This window comes from Actinomadura sp. NPDC023710 (assembly GCF_040639875.1).
Classification (GTDB): domain Bacteria; phylum Actinomycetota; class Actinomycetes; order Streptosporangiales; family Streptosporangiaceae; genus Spirillospora; species Spirillospora citrea.
In genome coordinates this window covers 118,288-130,413 of record NZ_JBFAGB010000025.1, presented here as the reverse complement: position 1 = coordinate 130,413, position 12,126 = coordinate 118,288, and the positions used below count along the sequence as shown (strand labels likewise).

Here is a 12,126-nt window from a genome sequence, read left to right as displayed (position 1 = left end):
CGCTAAGGGCGCTCCGAAGCGTCCCTTTGGAGCAACCAGAGCAGGGCGGTCACCGTGTTCTCCAAGCGCTCGACGCTCTGCAACGCCTCCTTCAGCGCCGCGAAGGGGTCGGCGACGTCCCTGTTGGTCAGGGCTTCTTCCAACTCCAGCCGTAGCGCGGCAAGCGGTGTGCGCATCTCGTGCGAGACCTGGACGACGAATCGGCGCCGCCTCTCGGCCGGCAGCCATCCCCGGCCGCCCGCACCGACCCCGGGTTCAGGAGTCTCGCCACGACGGTGGGCGTCTGACTGGGGTTCGATCGTTGAGCCGCTCAACATCTTGCCCGTTCCTTTGCGGTCGCTGGTCGTTACACCATCGAGTCTCGCTTCCACCGGCGCCCATGACACCGGGAGGACTACCTGTCCGGTACCTGTCCGGCGCTCCCCACGCTCCTCCGAACTCCTCGGGCAGATGCCACCACGCACACTCCATCGAACTCACGTCAGTGGCGATGGAACCAGGCGCCGAGCTGAGAGCGGGATGTCAAGTTCAGTTTGCTCAAGATGTTCTCGATGTGCCCTTCGGCGGTGCGCTGGGCGATGACGAGAGCGACTGCGATCTGTTTGTTCGACAGGCCCTGAGCGGCCAGTTCGGCGACCTGCTGCTCGCGGCGAGTCAGCGGAGAAGCCGCCTCGGTCGAAGCGGGGGCGTGCGAGGGACTGTCCGGTTTCTCACCCAGAGCGTAGGCGACGGCTTGGGACAGGGTCAGTTCGGCGCCCCGAGAGAATTCGTCCTCATACACTTCGTCCCCCAGGGACTGCCGCGCCTGAACCGCACATCTATCATGTATGGAAAAATATAGCTCAGACCCGAAGAGGAAGAGTTCTTGCTCTTTCTCCCATGCCTGCCGCACGAATCCGAACAGTCGCGCCGCTTTTGCTTCGTCCCCACTGGCGACAAGGAACCAGGTCAGATACTCGATTCCGCCGAGCGTCCCCGGGATTTCCGCGAAAGCCTGCTTGATACGCAGAGATTCGGCCAGATACGCCATGCCCTGCCGGCACCTGCCAGGGCTCGGAGCGCCCTCCCCCCACAAAGCGACGGCATACGCCTGCTGCATGAACGAGTAATTGTAGCTCTCGCCATGGGCCCTGGAAATGTCGATCGCCTCCTGGGCCAGGCTGATGGCCCGCTCGAGATTCCCCTGAAACGCCGTTGCCATCACCAGTGGGGCGCGCAGCAGCACCAGAAGATTCAACTCCCCGAGCGCCCGCTGACGTGTTGTGGTCTCTTCCCCCAGGGCGCTTGCCCGAGCCAGGTCGCCTTGGAAGAAGGAAGCCATGCCCTCGACCGCGCGAGCGTGCATCAGGCCGGACTCATCACCCAGCTCAGTTGCCAGAGTCCGGCACTTTCCGCACAGGTCATCGATGGCTCGGGCGTCCCCCTGCCACAGGGCGATTATGGCGTCGGCCCACAGTGCCCTGACCCGCTCTCTGGTGGGCTCGGTGTCGCAGGCCACTGCCCGGTCCAGCCAGTACCGGCCTTCGGCAGTCCCGCCACTCATCCAGTAGAAGGCCAGAATTCCCACCATATGAAGACCGACATGGGTGTGATCGGAGCTGGCGATACTGTAGTCCAACGCGGCCTGCAGATTACTGTGTTCCCGTCGCAGCCTGGCGAGCTTCAGCATCTGATCGGGACCGAACCACTCTGCTTCGGTGCGCTCGGCCAGGGAAAGGTAATGATCTCGATGCCGGGCCTGAAAGATCTGCTCCTGCCCCGACTCTTCCAGCCGGCCCTCTCCATACTGGCGCATGGTCTCCAAGAGCCGAAACCGGACTTCGTCGCCATGCTGCTCGCGCAACAACACTGATTTTTCGACCAGACCGGCCAACAGCTTGACCATCGCATCGCTGGTGAGACCGTCATCGACGTCGCTACTGGCGCAGACGGTCTCGACCGCCTCCAGATCGAAACTGCCGGCGAACACCGAGAGCCGTGCCCACAGCGCCTGCTCCTGTTCGCTGCACAGTTCGAAGCTCCAGTCCATCACGGACCGCAGGGTCTGGTGACGCGGTAGCAACGCCGGATGGTCCTTGCCCCGCAACCGGAACCAGTCGTCCAACCTGGCCACCAGCTCATGGGGCGACAGCACTCGCAAGTAGGGTGCCGCCAACTCCAAGGCCAAGGGGATACCGTCCAGCCGGCGACCGATCTGGACCACATCCGCCCAGTTCTCCTCCGTGATGGTGAACCCGGGTACGACGGCTGAGACACGGTCCGTGAACAACGTCAGCGCCTCATACTGGGGCGCACCCTTCGACGCCGGGAAACGGGCGTCCCGCTCAGGGACCGGCAGCGGCGGCACCCACAGCGCCTGCTCGCCCGCGACCCCGAGCACATGCCGGCTCGTCGCCAGCACCCGCAGGTCCGGCGCCGACCGCAACAACGTGTTGACGACGAACGCGCACGGCTCCACCAGGTGCTCGCAGTTGTCCACCACCAGGAGCAGATGTCGATCTCGCACGTGATCGACCAGCACCTGCAGCGGCTCGCGGGTGGACCGCTCGTCGACTCCCAAGGCAGCGGCCATGGTGTGCGGAATCAGCGCCGCATCACCCAACTCGGCGAGTTGAACCACCCACACGCCGTCGCTGAACGCCCGGTCCAGCTTCCGAGCCGCCCGCATCGCCAACCGGGTCTTGCCCACCCCGCCCACGCCGGTCAACGTCACCAGCCTCGACGTGGACAGTGCGTTCCGCACTGCCGCCAGCTCGTGACGACGGCCCACGAAGTTCGTCACCTCGGCGGGAGGATTCCCCCGCTGACGGTGCCCCTGAACAGGCATAACAGCTTGAGTATAGGCAGGCGACCTCAACTGGGGACAAACCCCGCCCAGAGCCCAGGGCGGCCCCCTTCCCGTCCGGGGGCCCGCCCGGCGGCGGGCGACCAGATAGACACGCGTGTCTGGCAGTTGTCCGGATCACTTTCTCACGGCCGTTCCGGACCGATAGATTCCGATCATGGGCTGGGACGGTGACGGGGTACTGGCTGGCCGGTACCGGAATCTCGGCCAAATCGGCCAGGGCGGCATGGGTTCGGTGTGGCGCGCGCACGACATCGACCTCGACCGCGAGGTCGCCGTCAAGGAGCTCCGGGTGCCCGAACAGGCCACCGACCAGGAGCGGCGCGTCTGGTACGCCCGGATGGAGCGCGAGGCCCGCGCCGCCGCCCGGCTGAGGCACACCGGCATCGTCACCGTCTACGACCGGGTGATGGGCCAGGACGGCCGTCCCTGGATCATCATGGAGCTGGTGCGCGGCCGCTCCCTCGAACAGCTGCTGGCCGAGCAGCAGGCGCTCCCCCCGCGCCACGTCGCCGCGATCGGGCTCGCGATGCTGGACGCCCTCTCGACCGCCCACGGCCAGGGCGTCGTCCACCGCGACGTCAAGCCCGCCAACGTGCTCCTCGAAGGCGACCGGGTCCTCCTCACCGACTTCGGCATCGCCGCGCTGGAGGGCGACGTCACCATCACCCGTTCGGGCATGGTGCTCGGCACGCCCGCCTACATGTCCCCCGAACAGGTGGAGGGCAAGGCCGTCACCCAGGCCTCGGACCTGTGGTCCCTGGCCGCCACCCTGTACGCGGCGGTCGAGGGGCGCCGTCCGTTCGACGGGCCGAGCCATGGAGCCGTCTTCGTCGCGATCGCCACCCGGCAGCCGCCACCGCCCCGGTGCGGGGGTCCGCTGGCGCAGGTCCTGAACGGCCTGCTGCGCAAGGACCCGAACGAACGGCTCTCCCCCGCCCAGGTCCGCGACCTGCTCAACGCCGTCCTGGACCCCACCGCCGCCACCGCCGAAACCGCGGCCGACGCCGGCCCGCCCTTCCCCCACCGGCCGCCCCGCACCGCGGTCCTCCACCCGCCCACCAGCGACATCCCGCTCCGTCGCTACCGGACGGCCCTCGTCAGAGCCGCCCTCCTGTGCACCGCGCTCGGCGTCCTGGCCTTCCTGACCGGGCCGTGGAGGGGAACCAGCAAGGACCTTCCGCTGGAGTCGTCTTCGGGCAAGGCGATCCTTCTGCTGCTGCCCGTCGTCGTCGCGTTGATCCTCATCTGCGGGCTGTGGTTCCTGCCGCACCGGCCGACGCTCGTCCTCGCCCTCGTGTCCGCGATCCTCGGGGGCCTTCACATGGAGGCCCTCCTCGTCTTCGTGCACCGGCAGTCCGGCAGGGTCCCGGCCGTCGAACCCAACGTCGGATTCGAGATCTCCTGGATACTGAGCACGCTCGCGTTGATGTTCGCCTTCGCCGCGGTGAACCCGTCACTCGCCGGACGGGTGACGGACCCGCTCGCCCGCCGCGCCCTGCTCACCGCGGCCGTGCTCGTCGAAGGCCTGGTGGCCCTCGCCTGGGTCGTGCCCATCTACGAGCTGGCAGGGTCGGGCCTGGACCTGGACTCCGACCACAGCGCCCCCCTCATGGCCCCTCTCATGCTCCTCGGCCTGATCTGGCTCGGCGCCCAGCCGTTCATCTGGTCGAGCAAGGTCAGAGCCGAGTTCTCCCGCCACTAGAGGAACGGGCGGCCTGCGCTCGGCGCGCCGCTCCGGTCGAGCCGGGCGAGCGGACCGGAGGAGATGTGGTCACTCGGTGAGGCGGTGCAGGTCGGTGATGACCTCGGAGGCGGCCACGGGGTCGAGGTCGCCGAAGGCGAGGGGTCTGCCGGAGTGGCGGCCCGTCATGAGCATGACGCGTCCGATGTGCTGCTCGGCATGCTCCTCGGGGCCGAAGACGCGGATGCCGGGCTCGAAGGTGACCATCACGTGCCGGTCGTCCGGCGTCATGAGCATGACCTGCCGGCGGAAGCCGCCGGTCTCCTTCTCGCCGAGTTCCCAGCCGCGGGACGCCATGCCGAGAATCCTGCCGAAGTGGACCGTGCCGCCCTCGAAGCGCCGCAGGCGGTCTTCGCCCCGTTCGTCCTCCCGGAGGATGTGGACGGGACGTCCGAGCTGCGGGAAAGGCTGCAGGATCTCGTAGTCGGCGAGGATCGCGGCCCAGGCCTGGACGGCCCCCTCGCCGAGGACGAGCGGGTGGGGCAGGGCGATTCGGGCGTCGCCGGGAAGCGTGAAGGCGTCGTCGCGGACGTCGGCGAGGGTGCCGTCCTCGGCCACCCGGAACGTGTCCGTCCCGGTCGACCACACCAGGCGGCGGGCGAGGTGGCGCATGAGCGGGTGCGCGACGAACAGGGAGGCGAACTCCCCGGCCGTCCAGGTGCGCCCGGCCGCCATCGCCGCCTCCAACCGCTTGATCTGGTCCGCGGCGACCGTGCGGACCTCCTTCTTGAGGACGGTGAAGCGTTCGTAGGCCGCGGGGGCGAGGGCGTCGTCGTCCTTCACGCCCGGCTTCGGCAGCGTCTTGCGGGGCTTGCCGCTCTCGTCGGTGACGAAAGGCCTGAGCTCCTCGTCGAAGCCCACCACGAAGCGGCGAGGCCCGTAGTCGAGCGTCATGGAGCCGCCGGCGTCCAAGCCCAGGGCGGGAACGAGCCGGTCGGCCAGTTGCTCCTGGGTGAGCCCGCGCCGTTCGGCGGCGCGCTTCAACGCCTCGCGCGCGGACCGCCGGATCCATTTGTGGTCCTCGGCCTTGTTCGCGAGCCGGTCCAGATGGCGGAGCGCCGCGTCGGTGCCGAGACGGCTGAACAGGCGGAGCGCGGACTGCCCGCCCGACTCCCACACGTACGCCCTGGACCACCGGGCGACGATCGGCGCGAGCCGGTCGGCGGTCCCGTCGTCGCCGAACTCGGCCAAGGCGTACTGCACGCCGGGCGACGCCCACAGTTTGGGATGGCGGTCGGCCCTGTAGAGGGCCCAGGCGAACTCGGCGAGCGACTCCGGATCCAGAGGGCCCACGACCAAGGGCACGCCCGCGTACGGCTTGCGGTTCTCCGAGATGGACAGCATCGTCAGCAGATGCCGGGTCGCGGCCAAGGGGAGCGCCTGCCGGCGCCGGCGAAGCAGGATCCGCGGCAGCTTCTCGGGGTCCCAGCCCTCCGGGAGGCCCGGCAGCGGGTCGGGGTACACGTCGAGCGGGTCGGTGCGCAGCCCTGAGACCGCCTGCACGGCCTCGTCCCCGTAGTACCCGGCGGCCTCCACGAGGACGTCGTGGCCGTGGCGTTCCGCCACCGAGCGCAGCGCGGCCTCGGCGCGTTCCCGTTTCGGGCCCGGCTTGCGCAGCGCGTCCGGGATCGTCAGCCTCACGGCGTCCGCCCCGTGCAGCGCGTACCAGGCCTCCTGCGCATCGTTGCGCCCGTCGTCACCGAAGTCCTTGATCATGCCTTGGGCCACGGCGTGGTCCAGGAAGGGTTCGAGGGCGTAGACGCTCCATTTCCTCTTCTTCAACTGGTGCATCACCAGGGGGTAGGCGGCCATCTCGTGACGCGCCACCGCACCGCGATCGGCGCCGACGTTCGAGAAGTCGGCGAAAGCGTCCCAGTAGCGTTCGTCGGCGAGCAGCTTCTCGGCGAGTTCCCGGGGCGCCTGCATGACGAGTCCTATGTAGAGGCGCTCGAACCGCGACCTGGACTGCCACTCGCGCGGCTTCCACAGCTGCAGGGCCTGGCCACCGGCGAAGAACGCGGCGAGTTCGTCCCAGTCGGTGTCCTCGGGCATGCGTTCCTGCGCGTACTTGTACGGGGCCTCCAGCCACTCCTCCCGCCGGCCGGGCGCCCAGCGGACGAAGGTCGGCTCCCTGGGCGTCTTCAACTTGAGGACGACCGGTTCCCTCTTCCCACCGGACCAGGGCGGCTGAACGAGCAGGACGGGCAGCGCGCCGTCGGGGGCGTCCTCGACTTGTCGATCTTGGCTCATCGTGCCCAGTATCGCGGCCGGGAGCACGCCGGTGTCCCGCGTTCGCGTCCACAAGCTCGCGATCCCACCGTCACGCCCGCGTCCGCGTCGACCGTCGGCGTGCGGGCCACGGGCATCTTCTTCTACCACTCCCCCGACTCGGGTGATGTGGAGATCGAGGACCCCGACAACGGTGAGTGCCGCCTGTTGCTCCAGGGCGCCACCAGTGCAGACAACCGCACCGACGCCCGCGCGACGTTCTTCCTCGACCAACTCTGCGAAGAGCCCGCGGGCATCACCCTCGATCCCGGCGATTCGCAGGGTCGTCGGTGGTGCCGCAGCCCGCGGCAGCGGTGCGGCACCATCCTCCGGTTCAGGAGGCCACGCGGTCGGTCACATGCGTGACCGGGCCTCGATCATCGCCCTGACCTCGTTCGCGGTGGGCTCTCCGTCACGCATCCGGTCGGTCGCTATCGGGTGCGGGCGGGCAGGCGGGCGGCGACGAGGGGGATGACGATCGACGCGGCCACGAGGTGGGCGGCGATCAGGGTGAGCCTCGTCCCGACCGTCGCCGAGACGATCAGGTCGGGCACGATCGACAGCGCGGTGAGCACGGCGGTGGCCGCGAGGAACGTGCGTCTGGGCGACGCGGCCCAGCGGCGCAGCGCCAGGGCCAGCAGCACGCCGACCGCGCTGAACAGCAGCGTCAGCTGGGTGAAGCCGAGCAGCGGGATCGGCTCGCCGTCGATCTCCAGGGGCACCCCCGCGCCCCGGCCGGCCGCGGCGACGGCGGTGGTGGCCGCGGCGGCGGCGACGCACCCGAACAGGCCGGCGCGCCACATCGGAACGGTGCGGGGGGCCGTCGTGGCGGCGGTCATCGGGGCCTGGACGGCGCCGAGGCCGCTGGAGGTGACGTTGCTGGTCATGGTCTGACCTGACCTTTCGCTGGGGGGAGGCGTCCACGAGAGACTATGTGTCCGCCGGACACTTGATGTAAGCTAGACACATCGGTGCCGGGTTGACAAGAGGGTGGTGGGATGAAGGCGCTCTGGGATCTCAGCGACCAGCCGGAGAGGCGGCCGCGCATACCGCTCTCGGTGTCGGCGATCGTCGAGGCGGCCATCGCGGTCGCCGACGCGGACGGTATCGAGGCGGTCTCCATGCAGCGCGTCGCCGCCGCTCTCGGCTTCACCAAGATGTCGCTCTACCGCCATGTCTCGAACAAGTCCGAGCTGCTCAGCATCATGATCGACACGGCCGTGGGGGAGCCGCCCGACCTGGGCGAGGTACCCGGCGGCTGGCGGGCCAGGCTGGAGGAGTTCGTCCGGCGGCTCGCCGAGGTCTGGCGGCGGCACCCCTGGCTGCCCACCGTCACCGTGGGCACCCGCGTCATGGGCCCCCGCGAGGCCGGGTGGACCGAGAGCGCGGTGGCCGCACTGGCCGGAACCGGCCTCACCGGCGACGAGCGCATGGCCGCCGCGTTCCTGCTGTTCGGGCACGTCCGCACCACCCAGTCGATGACCACGGCCGGCACCCAGGCCTGGTCGGGCGGCAGCGAGACGGCCGAACTGATCCGCGGCCGGGCGGACCTGTTCCCCGAGCTCAGCAAGGCGTTGAGCGGCCCCACCCCGACCCTGGACGACAACGCCCGCGCCTTCGGCCTGGACCGCCTCCTCGACGGCCTGGACGCCCTCATCAAGGAGCGATCATGACCGCCCGCAAGCTGGCCGCGGACTATCTCGCCGCCCTGGAGCGCGGCGACCTGGAGGGCGTCCTGGCGCTCTTCCACCCTGAGGCGGTCGTCCACTCCCCGCTGTACGGGCCGCTGCCCGCCGCGGAGTTCTACCCGAGACTGCTGGCCGACACCGGCCGCTCCGAGCTCCACCTTCGCGGCGTCACCCAGGGCGAACGGCTCGTCGGCGTCTGGTTCCGCTTCGACTGGACGCTGTCCTCGGGCACCGCGGCCGGCTTCGAGTGCGTGGACATGCTGGAGCTCGACGGCGAAGGCCTGATCACGACGCTGCGCATCTTCTACGACACCGCGACCACCCGCTCGGCGTTCGAACGCGAGACGGGCGGCTCCTGGCGCCACACCACCTGACGCGACCGGCGCGCAGGCCCGGGCCGCGGCTTCCGATGGTCGTCCGGCCCCGGCGAACCAGCTACGAAGAGGCCGATTCACGGCGCCGGGCCGGACGGGGCCAGGCGTCGGCGAGGTCGGCGAGTTCGTCGAGCGCGTAACGGCCCGCCCCTCACGCCGCGCGAGGTTCCCGCCCACCCGAAAGGACGGATCACCATGACCTCCCTGGAGACCTTCACCCGCGTGCGGGGCCTGCGCCTGGCCTCGATCGACTTCGGCGGCACCGGCGTACCGGTCCTCGCCCTGCACGGCCACTTCGGACGCGCGCGCTCCTTCGCCCCCTTGGCCGCGGCCCTGGCCCCCGAGTACCGGGTGATCGCGCTGGAGCAGCGCGGCCATGGCCACAGCGAGCGCGGAGACGGCGACTTCGGCCAGGACGCCTACGTCGCCGACGCCGCAGAGTTCGCGCGCGGGCTCGGCCTCGGCCCGCTGATCGTCCTCGGGCACTCGATGGGCGGCGTGACCGCGTTCCACCTGGCCGCGCGGCACCCGGAGCTGGTGCGCGCGCTCGTCGTCGAGGAGGGCGGGGCGCTCAACCGGCCGCCGGAGGTGCCGCACCCGGTCCTCGACGTCAGCGACTGGCCGCGGCGCGCGGCCACGCTGTCCGGTCTGCGCCGCCAGATCGAAGCGCGCGGCGTCCCCGACGCGAGCTACTTCCTGGAGAGCGCCGTCGAGCACCCCGACGGATGGGGGCTGCTGTTCGACTACGACGACATGATGACCTCGCAGCGGGCACTGATCGGCGACTGGTGGGAGCAGTGGCTCCGCTCCACCTGCCCCGCGCTGCTGGTGCACGGCCTGGACAGCTTCGTCCTGCCCACCCCCATGGCCAGGCTGATGGCCCGACGCCGCCCCGACACGGTGCTGCGCGAGATGCCCGGCTGCGGCCACTGGCCCCACGACGACGACCTCGACGCCTTCACCGAAACGGTCCGCACGTTCCTCGACCGCCTGTGAACGGAGCCGGGGCGGCCTTCGCACTGTGCGGCTTCCGAGCATCTGGAGACTCCTCCGGCCGTTCGCACAACCGGTCTCCGGCGAGCTCCAACGGTCGGTTGTGCGGGCCTAGGGTGTGCCGGTGGACACCGAGGCATGGCGATCATTCGTCCGGGCGGCCGAGCTCGGGCAGTTGCAGCATGCGGCCGATGAGCTGGGCGTGACGCAGCAGGCGGTCTCCAAGCGGATCGCCGCCCTGGAGCGCGATCTGGAAGTCCGCCTGTTCACACGGACCGCACGCGGAGTCGAGCTGACACTGGACGGCCAGGCGTTCCTCCCCCACGCGCGGAGCGTCGTCGCGGGTGTGGATCGGGCCGTCGCCGCGGTCAGGCCGGGCTCCCGGGCCCTGCGGATCGACGTTCTCGGCTTTCGAAGCGCCCAGTCCGTGGTCATGCACGAGTACTGGCGGTCGCATCCCGGGTCCGACCTCGACCTGGTGACCCTCAGGGTCGACGACCCCCGCGTGGCGGTCGCGGCCATCGAGGCGGGCGATATCGACGCCTCGTTCCGTACCGTCACCGACCCGGCCGTCCTGCCTGCCGACGTGCGGATGGTGCACGCGTTCGACTCCCCGCTGGAACTGCTCGTCGGCCCGAGGCATCCGCTCGCCTCCGCCCGGAAACTGACGCCGCCGCAGCTGCGCAGGCACCGGATATGGGTTCCGGGCATCGCGCCCCGAAGCGAATGGGGAGAGTTCTACGACCAGCTCGCCACCGAGTTCGACCTGCGCATCGACGCGGCGGGCCCGCATTTCGGAAACGAGGTGCTCCTGGACACCCTCGCGGACTCCGCGGACGTGGCGACTCTTGTCGGGGCACGCGACCGATACCTCTGGCCGACGAGCCACGATCTGCGCCGCATCCCCATCGTGGATCCGGCCATCGCCTACCCGCTCTCGCTCATGATTCCGAGAACGAATCCGCATCCGGAACTGCGTGGAATCATCACCCACCTCGGACGCCTGCCAAGGCTTCCCGAGACGGTCTGGCTCCCGTCCTGGGCGGGGGCGCGCGGCGACGGCGGCAGCGCGAACGGTCGCCTGACGAAGGTGAACTGACCGGAAAGGAGCGTGGCATGCCCAGCGGCCGTCTCATGCGCATTCACGGCGCCGAGTTCCAGGCCATGGCCGAGAGGGTGCTGCGGGCCACCGAGCTCACCTCGCGTCTGAACGTCCTGCCCTTCGAGGACGAACCGGGCAAGGCCGAACTGTTCGAGCAGATCCTCGGCAGGCCGCTGCCGGCGAGAGTCACGATCTACCCGCCCTTCTACACCGACCACGGCCTCCGTCTGGACCTGGCGGAGCGGGTGTTCATCAACCAGAACTGCACGTTCCTGGACTACGCCGGCATCCGGCTCGGCGAGCGCGTGATGATCGGACCGAAGGCCACGTTCATCACCGTCGGCCATCCGGTCGATCCCGGGGAGCGGCGGGAGTGGCTGACCGGCGGGCCCATCGACGTGGCGGAGAACGTGTGGATCGGCGCCGGTGCGACGATCCTGCCCGGCGTCTCCATCGGCCGTGACTCTGTGATCGCCGCCGGCGCGGTCGTGGCCGATGACGTCCCGCCGGCGAGCCTCGTGACCGGCGGCAAGGCGACGCTCAACCGGCAGTGGTGACGGCCCGCCAACTACTACATCTGTAGCAGGGCGGCTAGGGTCGGAAGAGACGACCCGACGAGCGGAGGATCACGATGCCTTTCTGGGACAAGCTGCGCGACTCCACCCAGAGCATGCAGACGCAGCTGCTCAGCAGGAAGAACGAACTGAAGAGCGGGGCGTTCCGGGACGCGAGCATGGCGATGTGCGCGCTGGTCGCGGCGGCCGACGGCAGCGTGGACCCGTCCGAACGGCAGCGGACCGCGTCCCTGATCGCCTCCAACGAGGTGCTGCAGAACTTCCCGTCCGACGACCTGCAGCGGCGGTTCAACGACAACGTCTCCAAGCTCACCGCCGACTTCGACTTCGGGAAGGTGGCGGTCCTGCAGGACATCGGCAAGACGAAGAAGAAGCCCGCCGAGGCGCGCGCGGTCATCCAGATCGGCATCGTGATCGGCGGCGCGGACGGGCACTTCGACGACAGCGAGAAGGCCGTCGTCCGCGAGGCGTGCTTCGCCGTCGGCCTGGACCCCGCCGAGTTCGAGCTGTGACGGACGGCTCTCACGGACGGCTCTG

At 69.8% G+C, this 12,126-nt stretch carries 12 protein-coding genes; 8 read left to right on the top strand and 4 right to left on the bottom strand.

Features of this window, described 5'->3' with window-relative positions:
• Positions 1 to 2: 2 nt before the first annotated feature.
• On the bottom strand, positions 3 to 317 hold the full coding sequence (locus tag AB0H37_RS27355) for a histidine kinase dimerization/phospho-acceptor domain-containing protein (RefSeq protein ID WP_329098417.1): 315 nt from the start codon (positions 315 to 317) through the stop codon (positions 3 to 5).
• Between the two features lie 164 nt (positions 318 to 481).
• On the bottom strand, positions 482 to 2,782 hold the full coding sequence (locus AB0H37_RS27350) for a LuxR C-terminal-related transcriptional regulator (protein WP_360616152.1): 2,301 nt from the start codon (positions 2,780 to 2,782) through the stop codon (positions 482 to 484).
• Between the two features lie 220 nt (positions 2,783 to 3,002).
• Between AB0H37_RS27350 and AB0H37_RS27345 the strand changes: the two genes are divergently transcribed.
• A complete protein-coding gene (locus tag AB0H37_RS27345; RefSeq protein ID WP_360616150.1) occupies positions 3,003 to 4,550 on the top strand; it encodes a serine/threonine-protein kinase in 1,548 nt (515 codons plus the stop codon).
• Between the two features lie 69 nt (positions 4,551 to 4,619).
• On the opposite strand, the gene AB0H37_RS27340 is transcribed toward AB0H37_RS27345, so the two are convergent.
• Positions 4,620 to 6,839 carry a DUF4132 domain-containing protein gene (locus AB0H37_RS27340; RefSeq protein WP_360616148.1) on the bottom strand — a complete coding sequence of 740 codons (2,220 nt, stop codon included), beginning with the start codon at positions 6,837 to 6,839 and terminating at the stop codon, positions 4,620 to 4,622.
• On the opposite strand from AB0H37_RS27340, the gene AB0H37_RS27335 reads away from it, so the two are divergent.
• Positions 6,831 to 7,223: a hypothetical protein gene (locus AB0H37_RS27335; RefSeq protein ID WP_360616146.1), complete on the top strand. Its 393-nt coding sequence runs from the start codon at positions 6,831 to 6,833 to the stop codon at positions 7,221 to 7,223. The two genes, AB0H37_RS27340 and AB0H37_RS27335, sit on opposite strands and share 9 nt — an antisense overlap.
• A 65-nt stretch (positions 7,224 to 7,288) precedes the next feature.
• Here the strand turns inward: AB0H37_RS27335 and AB0H37_RS27330 are convergent, their stop codons facing one another.
• Positions 7,289 to 7,744 carry a DUF6069 family protein gene (locus tag AB0H37_RS27330; RefSeq protein WP_360616144.1) on the bottom strand — a complete coding sequence of 152 codons (456 nt, stop codon included), beginning with the start codon at positions 7,742 to 7,744 and terminating at the stop codon, positions 7,289 to 7,291.
• A gap of 111 nt (positions 7,745 to 7,855) precedes the next feature.
• Between AB0H37_RS27330 and AB0H37_RS27325 the strand changes: the two genes are divergently transcribed.
• From AB0H37_RS27325 to AB0H37_RS27300, 6 genes are all read left to right on the top strand, one after another.
• Positions 7,856 to 8,530, top strand: a complete 675-nt coding sequence (locus AB0H37_RS27325; RefSeq protein ID WP_179832159.1) for a TetR/AcrR family transcriptional regulator — start codon at positions 7,856 to 7,858, stop codon at positions 8,528 to 8,530.
• Positions 8,527 to 8,919 (top strand): nuclear transport factor 2 family protein, encoded by a 393-nt coding sequence (locus AB0H37_RS27320; RefSeq protein ID WP_179832158.1) that lies wholly within the window; start codon positions 8,527 to 8,529, stop codon positions 8,917 to 8,919. Before AB0H37_RS27325 ends, AB0H37_RS27320 begins: the two co-directional genes overlap by 4 nt.
• 195 nt (positions 8,920 to 9,114) lie before the next feature.
• On the top strand, positions 9,115 to 9,915 hold the full coding sequence (locus AB0H37_RS27315) for an alpha/beta hydrolase (protein ID WP_360616142.1): 801 nt from the start codon (positions 9,115 to 9,117) through the stop codon (positions 9,913 to 9,915).
• A gap of 121 nt (positions 9,916 to 10,036) precedes the next feature.
• Positions 10,037 to 11,011, top strand: a complete 975-nt coding sequence (locus AB0H37_RS27310; protein WP_360616140.1) for a LysR family transcriptional regulator — start codon at positions 10,037 to 10,039, stop codon at positions 11,009 to 11,011.
• Positions 11,012 to 11,028: 17 nt separating this feature from the next.
• Complete coding sequence (locus AB0H37_RS27305) at positions 11,029 to 11,571, top strand: sugar O-acetyltransferase (protein WP_360616138.1); 543 nt, start codon at positions 11,029 to 11,031, stop codon at positions 11,569 to 11,571.
• Between the two features lie 74 nt (positions 11,572 to 11,645).
• The gene (locus tag AB0H37_RS27300) at positions 11,646 to 12,101 is read left to right on the top strand and encodes a TerB family tellurite resistance protein (RefSeq protein WP_329096014.1); all 456 of its coding nucleotides are present in this window, start codon (positions 11,646 to 11,648) and stop codon (positions 12,099 to 12,101) included.
• Positions 12,102 to 12,126: the final 25 nt, after the last annotated feature.